General features: G+C 40.9%; 17 protein-coding genes. 11 read left to right on the forward strand and 6 right to left on the reverse strand.

Annotation, left to right across the window (positions count from 1 at the left end; genetic code table 11):
• Positions 1-164: 164 nt before the first annotated feature.
• From icd to AC5EUN_RS06395, 3 genes are all read left to right on the forward strand, one after another.
• Positions 165-1,418: an NADP-dependent isocitrate dehydrogenase gene (gene icd / locus AC5EUN_RS06385; protein ID WP_010326897.1), complete on the forward strand. Its 1,254-nt coding sequence runs from the start codon at positions 165-167 to the stop codon at positions 1,416-1,418.
• A gap of 283 nt (positions 1,419-1,701) precedes the next feature.
• Positions 1,702-1,875, forward strand: a complete 174-nt coding sequence (locus AC5EUN_RS06390) for a hypothetical protein (RefSeq protein ID WP_004696738.1) — start codon at positions 1,702-1,704, stop codon at positions 1,873-1,875.
• A 350-nt stretch (positions 1,876-2,225) separates the two neighbouring features.
• Positions 2,226-2,777, forward strand: a complete 552-nt coding sequence (locus AC5EUN_RS06395; RefSeq protein ID WP_029575042.1) for a M23 family metallopeptidase — start codon at positions 2,226-2,228, stop codon at positions 2,775-2,777.
• A gap of 219 nt (positions 2,778-2,996) precedes the next feature.
• On the opposite strand, the gene AC5EUN_RS06400 is transcribed toward AC5EUN_RS06395, so the two are convergent.
• Together AC5EUN_RS06400 and AC5EUN_RS06405 are read right to left on the reverse strand one after the other, a co-directional pair.
• Positions 2,997-4,199: a YbfB/YjiJ family MFS transporter gene (locus AC5EUN_RS06400; protein WP_029575041.1), complete on the reverse strand. Its 1,203-nt coding sequence runs from the start codon at positions 4,197-4,199 to the stop codon at positions 2,997-2,999.
• Between the two features lie 108 nt (positions 4,200-4,307).
• Positions 4,308-4,913, reverse strand: a complete 606-nt coding sequence (locus tag AC5EUN_RS06405; RefSeq protein WP_010326894.1) for a flavin reductase family protein — start codon at positions 4,911-4,913, stop codon at positions 4,308-4,310.
• A gap of 159 nt (positions 4,914-5,072) precedes the next feature.
• Between AC5EUN_RS06405 and AC5EUN_RS06410 the strand changes: the two genes are divergently transcribed.
• The 3 genes from AC5EUN_RS06410 to AC5EUN_RS06420 all read left to right on the forward strand — a co-directional run bounded on the left by AC5EUN_RS06410 (position 5,073) and on the right by AC5EUN_RS06420 (position 10,365).
• Positions 5,073-6,461, forward strand: a complete 1,389-nt coding sequence (locus AC5EUN_RS06410; RefSeq protein ID WP_010326893.1) for an L-cystine transporter — start codon at positions 5,073-5,075, stop codon at positions 6,459-6,461.
• A gap of 152 nt (positions 6,462-6,613) precedes the next feature.
• Positions 6,614-7,441: a PhzF family phenazine biosynthesis protein gene (locus tag AC5EUN_RS06415; protein WP_010326892.1), complete on the forward strand. Its 828-nt coding sequence runs from the start codon at positions 6,614-6,616 to the stop codon at positions 7,439-7,441.
• A 146-nt stretch (positions 7,442-7,587) separates the two neighbouring features.
• The gene (locus tag AC5EUN_RS06420) at positions 7,588-10,365 is read left to right on the forward strand and encodes a M16 family metallopeptidase (RefSeq protein ID WP_005401105.1); all 2,778 of its coding nucleotides are present in this window, start codon (positions 7,588-7,590) and stop codon (positions 10,363-10,365) included.
• A gap of 91 nt (positions 10,366-10,456) precedes the next feature.
• On the opposite strand, the gene AC5EUN_RS06425 is transcribed toward AC5EUN_RS06420, so the two are convergent.
• Positions 10,457-11,521: an amidohydrolase family protein gene (locus AC5EUN_RS06425; RefSeq protein WP_010326891.1), complete on the reverse strand. Its 1,065-nt coding sequence runs from the start codon at positions 11,519-11,521 to the stop codon at positions 10,457-10,459.
• A 120-nt stretch (positions 11,522-11,641) separates the two neighbouring features.
• Positions 11,642-12,037 (reverse strand): DUF3144 domain-containing protein, encoded by a 396-nt coding sequence (locus AC5EUN_RS06430; RefSeq protein ID WP_005401107.1) that lies wholly within the window; start codon positions 12,035-12,037, stop codon positions 11,642-11,644.
• 114 nt (positions 12,038-12,151) lie between these two features.
• Between AC5EUN_RS06430 and AC5EUN_RS06435 the strand changes: the two genes are divergently transcribed.
• Positions 12,152-12,784: a hypothetical protein gene (locus AC5EUN_RS06435; RefSeq protein ID WP_005401108.1), complete on the forward strand. Its 633-nt coding sequence runs from the start codon at positions 12,152-12,154 to the stop codon at positions 12,782-12,784.
• A 68-nt stretch (positions 12,785-12,852) separates the two neighbouring features.
• On the opposite strand, the gene AC5EUN_RS06440 is transcribed toward AC5EUN_RS06435, so the two are convergent.
• Together AC5EUN_RS06440 and AC5EUN_RS06445 are read right to left on the reverse strand one after the other, a co-directional pair.
• Complete coding sequence (locus tag AC5EUN_RS06440) at positions 12,853-14,316, reverse strand: CYTH and CHAD domain-containing protein (RefSeq protein WP_010326890.1); 1,464 nt, start codon at positions 14,314-14,316, stop codon at positions 12,853-12,855.
• 402 nt (positions 14,317-14,718) lie between these two features.
• On the reverse strand, positions 14,719-16,179 hold the full coding sequence (locus tag AC5EUN_RS06445; RefSeq protein ID WP_010326889.1) for a CYTH domain-containing protein: 1,461 nt from the start codon (positions 16,177-16,179) through the stop codon (positions 14,719-14,721).
• Positions 16,180-16,465: 286 nt separating this feature from the next.
• Here AC5EUN_RS06445 and AC5EUN_RS06450 point away from each other — a divergent pair, with 286 nt between their 5' ends.
• The 4 genes from AC5EUN_RS06450 (at position 16,466) to AC5EUN_RS06465 (ending at position 20,306) form a co-directional block, all read left to right on the forward strand.
• A complete protein-coding gene (locus tag AC5EUN_RS06450) occupies positions 16,466-16,849 on the forward strand; it encodes an Mpo1-like protein (RefSeq protein ID WP_005401111.1) in 384 nt (127 codons plus the stop codon).
• A 521-nt stretch (positions 16,850-17,370) separates the two neighbouring features.
• On the forward strand, positions 17,371-17,991 hold the full coding sequence (thiE, locus tag AC5EUN_RS06455) for a thiamine phosphate synthase (RefSeq protein ID WP_010326888.1): 621 nt from the start codon (positions 17,371-17,373) through the stop codon (positions 17,989-17,991).
• A gap of 42 nt (positions 17,992-18,033) precedes the next feature.
• Entirely contained in the window at positions 18,034-19,332 is a 1,299-nt protein-coding gene (gene hemL / locus AC5EUN_RS06460) for a glutamate-1-semialdehyde 2,1-aminomutase (protein ID WP_005401113.1), read from the forward strand.
• Positions 19,333-19,475: 143 nt separating this feature from the next.
• On the forward strand, positions 19,476-20,306 hold the full coding sequence (locus tag AC5EUN_RS06465) for a hypothetical protein (RefSeq protein WP_005401114.1): 831 nt from the start codon (positions 19,476-19,478) through the stop codon (positions 20,304-20,306).
• Positions 20,307-20,342 lie beyond the last annotated feature (36 nt).

Raw genomic sequence — 20,342 nt, forward strand, 5'->3', positions numbered from 1 at the left:
AATATCAAGATTTATTTAATAGAGAAATGTAGTTATTTCTCGTATAAATCTCAAAAACAGCGGAATTCGATTAAGCTATTATGCGATAAGAAGAGTGGAAAGTATTGTCTATCGGCAATTATTTTTTAAATTTGCCAATTATAATAAAAGGGAGCGCCTGCAAAATGGGTTATCAGAAGATCATCGTTCCTGCGGATGGTAGTAAAATTACCGTAAACGCAGATTTATCCTTAAATGTTCCAAATCAACCGATTATTCCTTTTATTGAAGGCGATGGTATTGGTGTCGACATTACACCAGCCATGAAAACTGTAGTAGATGCTGCAGTACAAAAAGCATATGGCGGTAAACGCTCGATTGAGTGGATGGAAGTTTACTGCGGTGAAAAAGCCAATAAAATTTATGGCTCCTATATGCCAGAAGAAACTTTTGATGCGCTACGCGAGTTTGTGGTTTCAATTAAAGGCCCTTTAACCACACCTGTCGGTGGGGGCATTCGTTCTTTGAACGTGGCGCTACGCCAAGAATTAGATTTGTACGTTTGTGTACGTCCTGTACGTTGGTTTGAAGGGGTACCATCACCTGTTCAGCATCCTGAACTGACCGATATGGTTATTTTCCGTGAAAACTCAGAAGATATTTATGCTGGAATTGAGTGGAAAGCCGATTCTCCTGAAGCGAAGAAAGTGATTAAGTTTCTCAAAGAAGAAATGGGCGTGACTAAAATCCGATTTGAAGATAACTGTGGTATTGGGATTAAGCCCGTATCGAAAGAGGGAACGCAGCGTCTTGTGCGTAAAGCGATTCAATTTGCGATTGATAATGATAAGCCGAGTGTGACCTTGGTTCACAAAGGCAATATCATGAAATATACCGAAGGGGCATTTAAAGAGTGGGGCTATGAACTTGCGATGGACCGTTTCGGTGGTAAGCTCATTGATGGCGGGCCATGGGTAAAAATTAAAAACCCAAAAAATGGTAAAGACATCATCATTAAAGATGTGATTGCCGATGCATTCTTGCAGCAGATTTTAATGCGTCCTGCGGACTATTCAGTGATTGCAACTTTAAACCTGAATGGTGACTATATTTCTGATGCATTGGCTGCAGAAGTTGGAGGGATTGGTATTGCGCCGGGTGCGAATATTGGTGGGGCGATTTCTGTTTATGAAGCCACGCACGGAACAGCGCCAAAATATGCCGGTCAAGATAAAGTCAACCCAGGCTCTATTATTCTTTCTGCTGAAATGATGCTACGGGACATGGGCTGGGTAGAGGCGGCAGATTTGATCATTAAGGGGATTTCAGGGGCAATTGAGGCGAAAACAGTCACTTATGATTTTGAGCGATTAATGCCGAATGCAACCTTATTGCGTTGTTCGGAGTTTGGAGAGGCTATCATTGCAAATATGGAATAAGTTTTAAGCTGAATTGGTAGAAGCCCGCACATACTGCGGGTTTTCTTTTGTTGTGTTGAAAATAGCTCTGGAAATAGGTTTGCAATGTAAAACTAGGTTAAAGGATTTGTGCTTTCAGTGAGTATAGGTAAGGTTAAATAAAAAGGAGAGTTGATTCTTAACCACAATTTATATATGTAATTACAATGAAGTACTTTGATACAGCTTATAGCTTGGGTTTTTAGCTGAGTGATGTATGGTGGTCTTTGTCGAATGTTACGGCAGATGATAAAGGAGTAGTCTCATGGCTAATCAACAAAATCAACAGCAGAACAATCAGCAGCAACGTCAACAACAACCAAATCAACCACAAGAACAACCAGACCAGCAACAACAGCAACAACAACCCAAACCAAATCAAGGTCAGCAAAAACAGCCGAATCAAAACCAACCGAACCCAGATCAGCAACAACGCTAGGCGTATTGCTATTTCATGAACGAATGTTAAAGGCATTTCAAGGAAGAATCGATCAAAGGGAGTTGAACCAAAGGAGGACCCTATGTCGAATAATGTTGTGAAAACATTAAAACAGAAGATCAAAGCACGTTTAAAAAAGATCTCTAAGCATCAGTCTAAGCTGAAAGCCTTAGAGAAAAAACTGAAGAAGCGTAAGTAGTTTTACGTGGTTTATTCGAAGCAAAGCCCTCATTTTATATGAGGGCTTTGCCGTTACATATATAAGATATCTTTCAATATATGAGGCATTTAGTATGAAAAGGTAACTTTATCTTATTTTAATATCTAAAAATTAGCTGAGTAGTTGAATCATGTCTCGTTTAGTTCTGAGTGGAGCTATTTTAAGTACAAGTCTGTTGATGAGTGGATGTCAGCCATCCGTTTCGGGTGAAGCAGCAGGTTTGAGTTATCCATATTTATATTGGCAGTTATATAAGACGCCTTTAGAGAAAAACTTAAATGTGCCTGTACAAGGTGTAAGTCATAAGCACATACAGGACACTTGGTGGGCTGCACGTGGTCAGGGCCGAAAACATCAAGGTATTGATATCTTCGCTAAACGTGGTACACCTGTCTTAAGTGCTACATCAGGCATTGTCTTGGATGTCGGCATCAATAGTTTAGGTGGACAAGTGGTATGGGTAATGGGACCAAACTTAAGCCGTCATTACTATGCACATTTAGATGCTTATGCGCCTAATATTCAAACGGGTGATTGGGTTGAAGTGGGAGAAGTATTGGGCTATGTCGGGAACACCGGCAATGCCAAGAATACGCCACCACATTTGCACTATGGAATTTATAGGACTGGGAAAGGAGCTGTGAATCCTTATCCGTATTTAACTTTAAATGCATCGAAATAACCGAGCTTTGATCTACAGATGTAAAAGTTCGAATGCGTGAATTGTATTGGTGATAGAAGGTCCCTCAATTGGGTTCTTTTCTTATACTTGCACAGTACATTTGTATTATTTAGAGGTAAGTTAAAAATATCACAGGTATTTAACATGGACGGCCTTCTATAACGGAACCTACTAACCTAAGTAGGTTACCTCTTTTTCGATTTCCTTCTATGTGAAGGATTAAAAGGCCTCTTTTTTAGTTGTTGGATTGGAGGTGGATGTCCTACGGGTAAAGTAAAATAGTTGCAATGTTCCTAAACCGAGGACTCCCGCAGCAAGCATAAACTGAAAGTGATATGACCAACCCAAATGCTGTAAGGTACTAAAACTTAAACCACCGACCAGTTGTACCGTTGCAAAGCTGAGTGTCGCCATACTCCACAGTTTTTTATAGGCCAAGCCGTAGAGTTGTAAGATGGTGTAGGAGGTGAGAAAGACTACCGCAGGGTTCAGTAGACCTGTGAGAAATGAAGACAGGAGCGTAAATACAGGCGAAAAACTCAGAACCGCAATAAAAACTGCCGCAATATAGACACTGTATAGAATCTTTAAAGCCAGAAAGTTACCAAATTTACGTGCTAAAGCATAAGCTGTCGCTGCACCTAGAGCGCTGCCTAAGCCATATAAAATCCAGTTAAAATTGATCCAATATAAATTCAGCGTTAAAACATGGCTTAAATAATCAATCCAAAACAAAGAATGGGGAATATAGGCAAAGGCGCTGCAGGCATAAACAATGAGTAAGCTATAGTAAGTTTTATTCACTGTATGAGTCTGGGGCTGGCTTGTAGGGATACTGTGCAGTTGCTTTTGGAAAGGACGAACAAGTATCCATAATAACCACGTAATGACAAATGCAAAGCCACAGAGAATGAACCATGCGCTACTGATTGCAATACGGTCTAAATACGGCATAAACAGCGTGGCTGCCAATACACCAATTCCTATTCCACTAAATCCAATCAGATTAATTTTAAAACGGTGCTGTAACTCACTGCACTGTGCCACAATACTGGGTGATAGAATCATCAGCAAACCGCCGCCGATACCTGAAATGATGCGCCACACCAAATACCAAACTTCGTTAAAATGCGAAAATGCACAGGCAAACAGGCTGATTGAACCAAAGAGCGCAGCAAAAATGATATAGATCGGCATTTTTGCATTTTGTGGCAACTTCATCGCCCAAAATGCGCCGATCAGATAACCCAGCAGATTAGCGCTACCGAGTAAGCTGGCGAAATTGTGTGACCATTCATAGGCTTCGCGTGTGGACGGCAGTAGCGCGGTATAAGAAAAACGTAAGATGCCAATTCCCAAGCACATACTCAGGCAGAGAAAGAGACTCAGTTGTACGGTGCTTGAGAACGTCCTGTTCATCATAATTTGACTATTTGTTTAAAAAATACACTTGAACTATAAGATGAAATTTACAATAAAACAATCGGGTGATGTCCACCTTTAGTCGAGCGGAGTAAAGGCGCAGTCAATTTAATCAGTATCTTTGAGTTGATTGATATCCACTGCATCACCAATGGTATAAAAGTGTCCGCCTGCAACATGATGGATGCTTTTCCATTCATCTGCGGCTTCATGGTAGTACCAATGGCCATCTCTAAAAACCCGATCATCTGCATAAGCTGCAATGACTTTGCCAATAAACAAGTCATGCTGTTGCTGATTATGTGGTTCAGGAATGAGTTCACACAGAATCCATGCGCTACAGCCTTCAACCACTGGAATTGGGCTGTGACCAAACTGAAAAAGGTCGACCCCACACTGACGTAACTTTTCAGGAGCATCATATTGACTGATCATGCCTAGTGCGTAGACCATTTTCAGCTGTTTAAGTGTAGGGACTTGCAGCGCAAACAAACCCGATTTTTCAATAATGCTGCGGGTTTTTGTCGATTTATCGAGTACCACCGTCACTTTGGCTGGGCTAAACTCTAGGGCGCATGCCCAAGCCGCGGCCATGACATCGGTGCTTTCATCATCTTGACTGGAAACCAGCACGGTTGGGCCGTGGTTGAGTAGCCGATATGCTTTTTCTAAAGGTACGGGCAGAATGTGAGGATTAAGCAGAGATTGATTCATATAAAAGAACACTTTAACAGCCGTTTAAATGCTTTATACCACATTCTAAAACTGCCAATTCAGTCTAAATTTGTACATTCAGCGTGGAATATGGCGCAAAACAGTAAGCCCGTTTAAATTTTGATTTATAATTATGACAGCATCATTTAGGGAAACAGTATGAATATCCCCTTAATCGTCAATGTCATCATTTTTATTGCATTGCTTTTTTTACTGGGCCGAACCCGTAAAACCGATTGGAGTTTAGCGAAGAAGGTACTGGCAGGTCTCTGTCTCGGTATTGTTTTTGGTCTCGCTTTACATGGGTTTTATGGTACGCATTCGCCTGTACTACAAGAGTCGGTACAGTGGTTTAATTTGGTCGGTAAAGGCTATGTCAAACTACTACAAATGGTGGTGATGCCTTTGGTATTTGTTTCCATTTTAGGCGCTGTGATTAAGCTGCACGATGCGGGTTCATTGGGTAAAATTAGTTTTATCAGTATTGGGACTTTGTTATTTACCACAGCGATTGCTGCATTTGTCGGTGTGGTGGTGACCAATCTGTTTGGCTTAACTGCGGCAGGTTTAGTGCAAGGGACACAAGAAACTGAACGTTTAAATACGATTCAAACTGACTATGTCGGGCAAGTGGCTGACTTGCAAGTGCCTGATTTATTTCTGTCATTTATTCCGAGCAATCCTTTTGCCGAGCTGACTGGGGCACATCCAACCTCCATTATTAGCGTAGTCATTTTTGCAGTGTTTTTAGGCATTGCAGGCTTGAACCTCATGAAAGCGGATGCTGAGAAAGGGCAAAAGCTGTTGTCTGCAATTGACATCTTGCAAGCGTGGGTCATGAAGTTGGTGCGTCTCATTATGATGCTCACTCCTTATGGTGTGTTCGCACTCATGACCAATATTGTGGCCAACTCTAAAATGGTGGACATCTTAAACTTAGGTGGCTTCTTGGTTGCGTCTTATATCGGTTTGGCGATTATGTTTATCGTGCACGCCGTGATTTTGGCGCTCACAGGCGTGAACCCAATTCAGTTCTTTAAAAAGGTTTGGCCTGTGCTGACCTTTGCGTTTACCAGCCGTTCAAGTGCTGCCAGTATTCCTTTAAATATTGAAGCGCAAACACGACGTCTGGGCGTACCTGAGTCGATTGCCAGCTTTTCAGCATCATTTGGTACGACCATTGGGCAAAATGGCTGTGCGGGGCTGTATCCTGCGATGTTGGCTGTTATGGTTGCACCGACAGTGGGTATTAATCCGCTCGATCCAATTTGGATTTTGACTTTAGTTTGTGTCGTGACCTTGAGCTCGATTGGGGTGGCGGGTGTAGGTGGTGGAGCAACATTTGCAGCACTGATTGTCCTGCCGATGCTGGGCTTGCCTGTGACTTTGGTTGCACTGCTTATTTCAATTGAGCCTTTAATTGATATGGGGCGTACGGCTTTGAATGTGAATGGTTCTATGACTGCAGGTGTTGTGACCAGTCAAGTCTTAGGTCAAACGGATAAGCGTATTTTTGAGCAAGACAATGTGGACTTAAAAGAAGTCTAAGCTGAGAAATATATAGCTTATGAACTGAAAAGAAGCCTATCTTCATGATTAGGCTTCTTTTTATTGGGCGTGTATCCATAAATGACTAAAAACTGTATCTACTTTTTTACTCAGTTTTTTGCAAAATAAAGCCTCAATTTAGGAGAAAAACGATGAAAATGTATCAAGTCGATGCCTTTACAACTGAATTATTCAAAGGTAATCCTGCCGCTGTGATTGTGCGTGATGAATGGTTAGCAGTAGATTTGATGCAGAATATTGCCTTGGAAAATAATTTGGCAGAAACGGCTTTTGTGAAAGTGATTGATGCTGAAAACTATGAAATTCGCTGGTTCACTCCTCAGGTTGAAGTGGACTTTTGTGGGCACGCGACTTTAGCCAGTAGTTTCGTCCTATTTCGGGATTATACCGATGCCAAACGTATCCAGTTTCATGTAAAAGACTTGGGTGTTTTTATCATTGATCAAGATGTTGACGGTAAGATTCATATGAATTTTCCAATTCGAGCACCGCAAAAGTTAGAAGACTATCCTGCGGAAATTCATGAATTGGTCGATTGTGAAATTAAAGAAGTCTATTTAAACCCACAGGCTTATATTTTAGTGTGTGAGTCTGAGCAGGCCGTTAAGGATGCCAAACCGAACTTGGACAAAATTCGTCAACTGGCAGAAAAGCATAAAGTCAGTACTGCGATTACCGCTGAAAACTTGGATGTTACCCTGACCTCAACATCTCAAGACTATGACTATATCGCGCGTTATTTCGCACCGCATAAAGGCATCAATGAAGACCCAGTGACAGGCTCCATGCATACAGGTCTTGCACCACTATGGGCGGAGAAGTTGGGTAAAACCTCATTGATTGCCTATCAGGCATCGAGCCGTGGAGGATTGCTTTACTGCGATCTTCAGTCTGAAACACGGATCCAAATCTCAGGCTATGCCAAGTTATATATGACGGCTGAACTTTACTTAGATTAAGTTGTAATTCTTTTAAATTAAAACTGCTGGTGAAAAATAAGCATTGATTAAAATGCTATTTTTCACCAAATTACTATAAAAATAATTTCACTTTCCTCTATGATGTTGAGAATCATTCATATTTTGTCGAATTATTTGGAAAAATAATGTTAATGCGTTTTAAAACATTGAGTTTGTCGGTATTGCTACTTGGCTTTGGGGGCACAGTATGGGCACAACCCGTATTGGTAAAATCGGAACAGAAAATTGAAGAATATAAATTAGATAACGGTTTACGTATTATTCTTGCGCCAAACGATAAAGAAAATAAAGTGTATATGAACATGGTCTATTTGACTGGTTCATTGAACGACCCAAAAGGTAAGGGCGGTTTAGCGCACCTATTGGAACACTTAGCGTTCAAGGGGACTAAAAATGTTCCAGGGGACGAGTTTCAACGCCGTTTAGATCAATACGGTTTAATGAATAATGCCAGCACGGACTATTATTCAACCAAATATATTAATGTGGTTCGTCCTGAACAAAATGCAATTAATGAGCTAATTCATCTTGAAGCAGAGCGTATGGACGGTTTGGTGCTCCAAGAAAAATATGTACCATCTGAAATCGCGATTGTAAAACGCGAGCGTGAAGTCCGTATGGATCAGCCTTTTTCAGTGCTCATGGATCAGATGTGGAAGTCCGCTTATGGTAATCAATATTTAGGGCGTTTACCGATTGGTGATTTAAATGAGTTACAGTCAATCAAAATGGCTGAGCTGAATAAGTTTTATCGTGACTGGTATGCACCGAATAATGCGGTGTTTGTCATTTCGGGCAAGTTTGACCAAGCTGCTGTACTGAAGCAGATAGATGAAAAGTTTAGTGCGATTAAAGCGCGTGCTGTGCCTGCGAAAGTCAAAGTGCCTGTCTTAGATGCCAGTAAGATTAAAGATCGTCAGTTTGTGGTGAAAAAGGGCAGTAACTTAGCCAAATATAATATCTACCTGAATGGTAAAAACGAGAACATTAAGACCGCGTTGGCGGTGTCACCGTATTTATACACCATGCAACCCAGTGGGCATTTGTACCAAAGCATTGTAGAAACGGGAACGGCGACAGCTGTTCAGTCGACCACATGGTTAGACCAAGATTTTAATATGGTGTTTATGGGCGCAGTTTATGCCCCCAACCATGATGTGAAGAAAGTCGAGTCGGCTTTGGTTACTGGTGTAGAAAAAACACCAAGCTTCAATGAGGTTGAGCTCAACCGTGTGAAGAGTATGATTAAAAATGCACAAGAAAGCATGTTCAGCAGTGCAACGGCAGTCGGTGGCATGCTCAGTGACTATGTGGTTTCTGCCAATGGTGATTGGACACAATACTTTAAAGATCAGCAACAATTACAACAGCTCAGCGTTACTGATGTGAACCAACGTTTAGATGACTTTTTAGTGCCTGAGCATCGTATTTCAGGCACTATTTTACCGACCCCAGAAGATCAGAAAAAAGCACTTGAACAAGCGGCAGCAGCGACCCCAGCAAAAACTTTAGACCAACAAGCCGTTGCTGAAGAACCATTGAAAGATGTCAGTGCGTATAAGGCAGAAGTGGCTGGATACGTAAAAAGCTCAAAGCAATATTTAGAAAGTGCTGAAAAACAAATTCAGCGTGGCAAGTTAAAAAATGGTATGCAATATGCGCTGTACCCAAGTACCACGCGTGATGATAAGACTTATGCCACCATTTCGATTGATTTTGGTACTGCAGAAAGTCTGTTTAATAAAGCAGAGTTATTAGATCTTACCTCTTATTTACTGCTCAGAGCTTCAACTCAATATAGTTTGCAAGATATTGCCGATCACTCGATCGATGCGGGTGGTGGAGCAAGTGCCTCAAGTAATGGTAACGGCATCAATATTTCAATCGTGGCAAAGAAAGAAAAGTTTGATGAATTTTTTAACTTCGTGATAGATGTACTTAAAAATCCAACCTTTGAACAAAGCCAGTTTGATTTGATTAAGTCACAAAGCTTAGCAAGTCTAGATCGACCGTATACAGAACCTGAAACTGTAGCAGCTTTAACCATTGCTCGTTTACTTGAAACTTATCCAATAGGGGATATTCGACATCACTTCGAACCTGAATATGTCAAGAAGCAGTATCAGGCCGCAACACAAGCTCAGGTTAAACAGCTGTATCAGCAGTTTTTTGCGATGAATCATGCACAAATTTCGGTAACGGGCGTGATTGATACGAAAAAGATGAAAAAGACTTTAAATCAGGCTTTTGCAAACTGGAATTCGGCAGCGCCTTATCAGCGGATTACTTCTGACTTTACTGCATATAAAGCGCAGCGTGTACATGCACTGTCAGAGCAGCGTGAGTTTGGTAGCTATCAGAGCATTATGACGTTCCCTGTGGGTACATACCACCCAGATGCACCTGCTTTACAGGTACTCGAGCATATTTTAGGTGAGTCGCAGTTATCTTCTCGTTTGGCACAAGAGTTACGTGAAAAGAATGCCTTGGTCTATGGTTTTGGTAGCAGTATTTCGCTGGATGACTGGACGGAGTCAGGAGCGCTGACGATTGATGCGAACTATAGCGCAGGCAAATCGGCTCAAGTGTCTCAGGCGGTCTATAAAGTGTTGAATGAGTTACTGGCAAAAGGCGTTACTGAACAGGAAGTGGAAGCTGCCAAGGCCGATATTTTGAAAAAGCGTGTGACTGCACTTGAAGATAGTCGCAATATCCATCGCATGTTGATTCCTCAAATGAAGCGTAATCGTACTTTACTGGATCGTGAACAACGTGATTTAGCATTGGCAAAAATTGGCAAGGCTGATGTTGATGCAGTGATTCAGAAGTATATTAAGCTGGATCAGTTGGTTGAAGTAATGGCTGACCAATATGGCAAAGCGCAACCAGCGCTGAAAAAGTAAAGATTTCAGTTTTCATCCAAAAAGAACCCCCTCAAAATTGAGGGGTTCTTTTTGTTATAGCTTTTAGGAATTAGTTTTCTTATTTTTTCAATTAAAGCCGATAAAACTGTTTGGCATTGTGATGGAATACGCGCTCTAAAGCATCAGGGTCATAGGCTGCGACGACATCACTAAAGGCATCAATAATATTGATCAATGAGGTACTCACCGAATCCATGGGAAAGTTAGAGGCAAACATCACCCGATAGGTTCCAAAACAGGCGAGAGCATGCGTAATCATGGGGTGTGCAAGGTCAAAGACTTCTTGTTTGGAAGCCAGTCGGCCTTCTTTATGAAAACGATGTCCTAATACAGGCATGAAAAGCCCCGACATTTTGGTATAGACATTTGGATAGCTTGCAAGTTCAGCTAAGTCGTCTTTCCAACGAAAGAAAATATTTTCCCGCGCTGTTTGTGTCATCCCTGTATTTGCACCAATTGGACCAAATAAACCTGCGGGTGTACCTAGATGGTCTAGCACAATGGAAGTTTCAGGGAACTGCTTGGCCAGATAAATCACATCTTCAAGCTGTGTGGAATAAACCCAAGCATCAAAACTCAAGTTGTATTGGGACAGCACTTCGAAGCCTTTGAGAAATTTTTTATTGCGATATAAGTGTGGCTCATCTGTCCACGCATGGATTTGTTTGTCTTCATGAAAAGACGCCATTTTACGAATACCACGAAAGTGTGGTGAAGCTTTATGGTGTAATTTTAGGATCTTTTTAAAGTTACGATCACGTGGATCAGCTGTTGCGACAATGCCACCCAATTTGACCGTATCGGCTCCAAAAGCTAAAGACTCAATAAATTGAGTTTCCTCAACCACACCTTTGCCTTTGCTGTGATGCCAACTGGCTTCTACATGCACTACTTGTTCTACTGTGTATGGGCCAGTATCGCGTTTATAGTCTTGGGGCAAATACGGACGTGTAATATGACGGGTTAGACCGATGGTTTCAATCAGGTCTTTAGGTTTCACTAAACGAACCATTTTGTCCAAAAGCTTAGGATGCTTACCCAATAATTTAACTGCCAAAGCCGCTGCATGTGGCGTGTTATAGGGGTCCCACTGGTGGATGTGTGGATCGATGAGTGCAAAGTCCAAATGCTGCATGTTCTTCCCTAAGTCATATTCCTTAGCGATTACCTTACTGTAAATTGAGGTGTTGCAACATTGTATTTCGTTTCAAATACGACGAAATGAAAAAAGCCTGCAGAAGCAGGCTTTGATTGATCAGTGATCGTGTTTGTGGTCATGCTTGTTGGCATGAAATTCTTCGTTATGACGGAAACGAAGGTAGTTTTCAAACTGTTCACAGTATTCGTCATAGTTGTCTTCAAGCATCATTTGGAACTGCTGCAAAATATAAGACATCACTTGCTCTTTGGCATCACGCATTTCATCGCCATCTTTAAAGTTATTGGCTGCCACCCACGTGTTAAAACGGGCTGTACCAAACAACATCGCAGCACTCACTTGGCCACGTATTTCAGCAGGTTTCACTTGTGAACCTTTTTCAGTGCGACAAAAATCGTTGGCTTGCTTAATAAATTCATCTGCACGTTCAAAAAAAGCAGCATTCAACGCTTCTTCTTCGGTTACATCTGTTGCTTTAATCTTCTGAACCATGAACTTGTCCTAAAATACATAAATAACTCAGACTGCATTATAGGCAAAGCCTTGCAGAAACTAAACCTTTGCCTTAATCTAAAAATAGCCTAAGCAATAAAATAGAGAATATCCATGCAAGACGCGATTGCGGTACAAAGTTTAAAAAGTGATATTGCCTTATTGCGTCAAAACATTTGGCCACCACAAAATTTAACCAATGTTGAAGGCTTACCAATCTATTACGGCACGAAAGCGGAAGTCGAGGACTACTACCGCCAGTGGACGGGTTTGATTGAGCGGGCGCAAGACTTGTTCCAACCCTTTATGGAAGATGAGGTACTGGATGCAATTCATTTACCCAGTCATTTGAACTTACCGCTGTTTTATTTTCACGTCGATCGTATTCGGATTAATAAGACCCGCGCCAAAGAGTCTAAAAGTTTTCGTGGTATTGCAAGTCTAATCGAAAAATGTGGGCAGTTTGAACCAGAACAGGTGCACGCTATGCGCGCTTGGTTGGACAGCGATGATAATGCCGCCTTGGTTGCGCATAGGGAGTTTATTGATCTCAGAACCTACGTCTTTCAACACGGACAGAGTGAATATACCCGTACCCGATTTTATGTAAATGGTATCGTGTTAAGTACTGAAGCACACTTTGAACTGGTCGATGCACGAGACAAACCACGTAAGCAGCGGAGTGATAGCTATAACGACCCCTTAGCAGATAACAATACGTGGAAAGTGTACGGAAAGTATCGTTAACTTAGGTGTAGACAGGGAAATCCTATAGAAGAACTTTTCGCTACTGATGGATATTTTGATTTAAAAAACTATTTCAACGGTTTGGTTTGACTAAACTGCATCATCTGTTGTTCAACCAATTTGAGCATTCTATTTTTTTCCGCGGCGATCCATCCTGTGGCAAAACTATAAGCGGCTTCTGGTTCAGGGGCTTGTTGAAACAAGGCATCTGCAACCACCAAATCATTATAGTGCCCTAGGCTTTCCTGAACTGCTTTGAGTTTTTTTAAATAGGTTTTTAATGCTTTTGCATCGAGTAAAGACGCCACAAACTCAATGCTATAACGCAGTTGTTTGACTTGTTTACGAACGCGGTGTTTTTCCTCATCTTCAAGCTGGCTAAAGTGCTCGGCATGTGCGCATATTTTATGGTGTAAAGACTGTATCACTTTGAGCGCATGTTTTTTCAGTTTGGTTTTTGAAGGCGAATCTAGTTCTTGCTCTGTAAATAAAATTAATTCAAGCCAAAGTTGCGTCGTTTCTGGTTGTCGGAATAGAGCACAGACATCAGTGATAGCCTCTGTACTTGGTGGAAGATAGTCTAATGGATAACCTGCCTCAATTAGCTGAGGAAGTAAATCCTCGTTCAGCGCATCGATATCACGTGTTCCACCTAAGGCTTGAAAAATAGTGGTGAGTTCCGCTTTCCAGTGTGGTTGAATGTCGTCCGACCATGCAGCAAAACTTTTCAGTGCACTACGCAAGCGGCGAATCGCCACGCGGGCTTGGTGTATATGCTCACTGGAGTACTGCTGTCGAGCAATTGAACTGGCATTGGGAAGTAAGTGCTGTAGGCAATTGGCCAGTATGTTTTGTAGAGCCTCAACTTCGCTTGAACTTCTGTTCAATACAAGAGGTGTTTGATACTGCGCAGGAAAGTAACTTTGCTGACGAACGGCCTGAAGGCCATAGTCTGACTTGCTATGTGTGTCGAGACTCAGTTGGTATTTTTGAATCCAAGCTTGTATAAATGCGATCAGATCTTCTATCGATCCTTGTTTTAATTCAAATTCGATTTCGAAAATATCTACACTGCTTTGTTCTTTAAAAATTTTGCCAATATCGAGAGCAATTTCAACTGTAATACTTCCAACATCCTGCAAAACGCGTAAACGTTGGATCTTGGTTTCAAAGAGCAATTCAAGGGTTGGAAGTGGAAGCCCCAAAGCGCGTTTTAATTTTTTGTAGATAGCGGAATAATCTTTTTTATAGTTATCTAAGTCGAGTGTAGTCGTCTCAGGTGGCTCTATATCAAATTCAAGTTCAAAGCGACCCAATGCTTTTGCGGTATCTACTGCTTTGAAGGTTTGTTTCCATTCATCATTTTCCTGCCGACGTCGAATCGCGATGCAATGCTTAGCAAGCGTTTGATCGGCTGTATCAAAGTATTGGGCTGCTAAATGAATCGGCTCAGCCTTGAGCAGTGTAAAAGCTTTTTGCAATGCCTTACGCTTCTTAACTGGAACTTGAAACTTAAACTCAATCTCTTGCATAGCCCTGACTCATGACAACCTACGTTTTACTATATGCTAAATTGAGTAAAAAAAGACCAGCTTTGAATAGGTATAAGCTAAAAGAGCAGAAATAGTGTGCTAGATGTCACTTTTAAAATGAAGATGATGGTTAGAAATATGCAGAGTTAATAAGTACAGATGGTTACATCGAAGTGATAATAAACCTACATTGAGTAGGAATGTATAGGCTTACTTTTTAAGAATAAAAATGAATATAAAGCCTGTATTGTTCTGATAATAGGCCGCTTTGTCATAGATAAATTAGTGGTTTGAAGCGACCGACTACGATTTTTTATCGTGCATGATTTTGGGTCTTGTCAGACCTTATAGAGAGTCGATAGCAGTCATGTATTTAACATGACTGCTATCATATACAGTGCGTTATTTTAAGAATTTACGGCTAACTAAGAACTGTTCTGTCGCTTCTAAAAGTTTATCGGCATAAACTTCAAGCTTTGCCGTGAGCCAGCCCAAAACAAACCAATCACTGGCTTCTAACTCTGTTTGTTGAATGTACGCAGCAGAAGTCGCTAAGATTTGATATTCATGTGCGGCTTGTTGTGCATCGTTTAACGCTTTACTGTATTTCTGCAAATTTTTCACATCATAAATTGACGTTAAAATAGGAAAGCTAAACTTCAGTTCCTTAATTTTCTGCGCCACAACATCTAAACTTTCAAAGTGGCTAATATCGGCAGCATTTAAGCTTTCTTGTAGCTGTCGATATTGGTTTTGTAGGGTGTTGTGTGCATAGGTTTTTAAATCTTGCTTTTGCACTTGATCATGTGAGCTTAAACTAAAGGTCAATAATTCAAGATAATGATGTACGTTCTGCGTCGATTTAACTAAATTTCCAAGCTTTTCTTGAGCATATAAAATGTCTTTGGCAAGATTTTCTGTAGTGGTTGGATTCTGAAGAAAAGCGCCTAGGGTGCTTTGCATATGCTGCAAATGTTGTAAATGATCAAACTGATGTTTGAATGCGGCAAGTTGCATCGCCCATTTATCAGAAATATTGCTATTCCAGTCTTTAAATAAGGCTAGTGTTAGTTGTAGGTGTTCTAAAGCAGTTTGTGCTTGATCAATATGGCTTTGCTCAGCAACACCTGCCGAAATTGCGGCAATATTCGGCAGTAAATGCTGCATTTGCTGACCAATCAATAAACTCAGGTTATGTGCTGCACTTTCTTTTTTCGATAAGACAAACTCTTTTTCAAAACGTGCTGGACTTACGGTTTGCTCAAGTGCCAGTAGATTACCCATTTCGGCTTTGCTGCGGACATCTAACCACAGTTGATACTTCTTCACCCATTCAAAACTAAAAGCCAAAAGCGACTGAGCAGAGCCTGATTTAAGTTCAAACTCTACCTCATGGATGGTATGTTCTCGACCAGATGCACGAACCACACCAACATCCAAACAGACTTCAATTTCAGCATCTTCAAACTCAATGACGCGATAGGTACGTTGGATGTCCGTTTCAAAGGTGAGCTTTAACGCAGCTGCATCTGAGGCTAAAGCTTGGGTTAAAATCTGTTGAGCCTCTGGAATAGCTTCATAAATGCTTAAGTCCAGTTCAGGAGATGACTCTAACTCACCCAAATTATGATTATGTTCAAAACGGTGTAAATGACTTTTACCTGCGGCTTTGAGTGTTTGAATCCAGCAAGTGCCTTCAAGACGCTGACGCAAAGCAGCGCCGTGTTGAGCCAAAAGGCGATCAGGCGTATCAAAATACTTGGCTTGAAGTTGAATCGTTTCAGATTTTTTAGGATCTAAAGCTTTAAGAAGGGCGGTACGTCGTGCTTCGCTAATCTGAAATTTTAATTCAATTTCAACCATGAAAAATTCCTAATTTGAGGGGCTAGGTCAGTGCCAAGCCTTTATGTATTTAGATGCATGATCTGTAGTTTGTTTTTATGTGCGCTAAAGGCACACCAATGGACCACTGGATTGTAGCGAAAAAGAGATAGTATGTAAGACTTGACGACAGAATAAAACAAAGTTGCAGTGCGAGATTGATCAAAAAACAATTCTGTTTTTAGTGGATGCGCGACCAGAGGCGATTGCACTTTGCAGATTGCATATTTTCAGCTATGTTGGTAAAAAACCATCAGGATGATGACAGATGAATGCTCAGGTTGAACCGAAACAGGAACACGATGCTGAACCTAATTTTCAATTGCCGATTAAGGACTATCACCAGTTTTATCGTTTTTATCTAACAGAGCACCGCAACATCATGAGTCGTCGGCTACACGTCGCGGGCAGTTCAATTGGACTGTACTTTTTCTCTAAAGCCATACTTAAACGCAAGCCGCGTTATTTTATATACGGCTTAGTCTCTGGCTATGCCTGTGCGTGGGTAGGTCATTTTGTTTTTGAAAAAAATAAGCCAGCCAGTTTTAAACAGCCTTTGTATAGTTTTATTTCTGACTGGCGCATGTTTTCCGATGTTTTACGTGGAAATTTAAGCTTACAAGATCGTGCTTTGGATAAAATTCCAAGTTAGTGAAGCACTTTGTGACTTCATTATGAAAGTTTTATGAAAAGCTTGAAACTAACAGTTGCAAAGTATGAGTTAATGTTCTAATAATGAGGTCGTTGATTGTATTTTCATCAAATAATATATAAGTGCTTTGAACTTTAAAGTGCTTTTAGTTTTCCAAGCCTAGAGCGACCTTCTCTAGGCTTTTTTTATGTGGATTTTAAATAATAAAATATGCGGCTTTTTAGCTTTTATGATGTTGTTCAAACACCACTGGTTTAAAAAGCTAAAAAGCCGTATCAGATCGCTGAGTGTCTCTTATTCTTGTTATAAAGTTGTTATTTTTATTTTATTCTTGTTGCTTTCTGTATCCATTAAACTGCGAAAGCGGTGGGGCGACTATCACTGAAAATAGGTATTTTTACATAGCCTGAGCTTGGTCGCGGGATTTTTGTGCAAAGCAAAGCATTTTCAGTTCCAATTCATTAAAGCATCAGTCGCCTTTGGCTTTATAATAGAATGACATAACCCAAAGGTAGAGTTAAATGCGCGGTTTATATTTAATTACAAATGATGATCCTTTAGAGCTACTTTTGGCTAAATTAGAAGGTGCAATGGCAACACGTGAAGTTGCCATTTTGCAGTATCGCCGTAAAAAAGTACCCAAAGAAGAACAGGCTTACGAAGTCGAGTATATGAAAGCGATGTGCGCTGAGTATCGTGTTCCTTTTGTGATCAACGATGACTTAGAAATGGCCGTTAAATACGGTGTTGGTGTACATTTAGGGCAAGGTGATGGCGAAGTTGCCGAAGCTGTTGCACGTCTGCCAAAAGATGCGGTGATTGGTCGTACGTGTTTGAACTCGATTGAGCTGGCTGAAAAGGCGATTGCCGAAGGTGCAACATACGTTGCTTTTGGTGCAATTTACGCAACTGAGACCAAGCCAGAAGCTGGCAATATTGGCTTAGAGACTTTAAAAGAAGCCAAAGCCAAATTGAATGTGCCGATTTGTGCGATTGGTGGCTTAACAGTTGAAAATTCAAGTGAAGTGATCGATGCTGGTGCCGACCTTTGCGCAGTGATTAGTGATATATTAGGGCTATCAATGTCTGCGATTCCTGATCGTATAGAACAGTGGGCTGATTTATTTGCATCTAAAGCTTAAGCGTTTTTAGATGTTTTTTTATTTTTTGAGTTGAGTAACTTCATGAGCTTATCTCCAAAGCAAGAACAATTGTTTAAACAAGCAAGCAAACATATTCCGGGTGGTGTGAACTCACCTGTACGTGCATTTAATAGCGTAGGCGGAACGCCTGTCTTTATTGAAAAGGCGCAAGGTGCATACTTGTACGATGTGGATGGTAAGCGCTATGTAGACTATGTGGGCTCATGGGGACCAATGATTTTAGGTCATGCTCATCCTGAAATTATTAAAGCAGTTCAAAATGCTGCTGTGGATGGTTTAAGCTTCGGTGCGCCTACCGTACATGAAACAACTTTAGCCGACATTATTTGCGAAATTATGCCGTCAATTGAGCTGGTTCGTATGACCAACTCAGGTACTGAAGCAACCATGACAGCCATTCGTCTTGCACGTGGTTATACAGGTCGTGACAAGATTGTAAAATTTGAAGGCTGTTACCACGGTCACTCAGATTCACTGTTGGTCAAAGCAGGTTCAGGTTTGTTAACCAGCGGTGAAGGCGAAGCGACTTCAGCCGGTGTTCCTGCCGATTTTGCCAAACACACACTGACTCTTCCATATAACGATATAGCCACTTTAAAAGAGTGCTTTGCAAAGTTTGGTTCGGAGATTGCAGGGGTGATTGTGGAGCCTGTGGCAGGGAACATGAACCTAGTCAAACCAATCGAAGGCTTCTTACAAGCGATTCGTAATGTATGTGATGAACATGGTTCTGTTTTTATCATTGATGAAGTGATGACTGGTTTCCGTGTTGGATTGGGTGGTGCGCAAGCTCACTATGGCGTGACTCCTGATTTAACCACCTTGGGTAAAATTATTGGTGCAGGCTTACCCGTGGGTGCTTTTGGTGGGAAACGAGAAGTGATGGAGTGTATTGCGCCACTGGGCAAAGTTTACCAAGCTGGAACACTGTCGGGGAATCCACTTGCAATGCGCGCAGGGATTGAGATGTTTAAACACCTGCGCCAAGATGGTTTTTATGAAAAATTGACAGCGCAGCTAGAAAAACTGCTTGTGGGTTTACAAGCCGCAGCTGATGAAGCGGGAATTGCTTTTAAAACGCAACAAGTCGGCGGTATGTTTGGTTTGTACTTTACCGATCAAGAAGACATTACCAGCTTCGACTCAATGCTGAAGTGTGATATCGATGCATTCCGTAAGTTCTTCCACGGTATGTTAGACCGTGGTGTGAACCTTGCGCCATCTGCGTTTGAAGCTGGCTTTATTTCAGCTGCCCATTCTGATGAAGATATAGAATTTACGCTGCAAGCAGCGAAAGAAGTTTTTGCAAGCATGAAGTAAGTATTTGTCCTTGCTAAAAAGCCCATCTCATTTGATGGGCTTTTTTTATGATGGGTATTTTGAATAAAAAATACTATATCTCAAATACTTTGTGTTAATTTTAGGAGTACATGAAAAAAATGAATAATTAAATAAGATGACTTATGATTTTAGATTTTCTTAGAAAGCCTATTCAGCTAAAACATTTTTTGATTTTTATACTATTGTCACCAATCATTATCGTCATTTTGAGCGTTATTGTTAGTGTATTGGAACCAAGTGATATACCGAGCTTAAAAGAACAACCATATGAGTGCGGAAGTTTTGGCGATCAGAAAATGCGTATAGATCGACGATATTTATTTTTTACGAGAGTTGAATATCAAGATGTTAGTTATTGGGAGAAAGGTGCTAGTCAACTACATTATACCAAAGATTGTAATGATCAAATCGGTAACGCCACATTTCTTGTGAAATGGCCAGAAATGCATCCTTCAGAAGGTTTTCGGCTTTCCTCAAATCAACTTAGTGACATTGCTTTCACTGTATCACAACGTGGTGATTGGAAGGATGAGTGGGGAGACGACAAAACGTTTTTTGATTATACGCCTTCATTGAAATTTTATTTAAGTGAACGGATGGGTGCTCGAAAAGATATGAGCATAAGTGAGATTAATTCGGAGAAGAAATTTAATTCACGTTTATCACTTTATGAAATAGATTTGGGAGAGCAAGATAATATTTCTAAAAGAATTTACTGGAAAGAAGAAAACGGGAAAGGCATTAGTGTAGTCATTGCGTGTGATTCATATCCAGATGGCGCTACGGCATGTGAATTAAATAGTCATGTACCAAATTATGGCTTTAACACGAGTAGTTTAGATATAGATTTCCATGCGGAGCTTCTGCCACATTGGGAAAAAATTCAGCGTGATTCTTTAAAATTATTTAATTCTTTTCAGATGGAAGAAAATAAAGTAAATGCTTGCAAGTAAGAATATTGAAATAGCATAAGAACTATTATGTAGTAA

The organism is Acinetobacter sp. CAU_H_S170_2 (assembly GCF_058890445.1).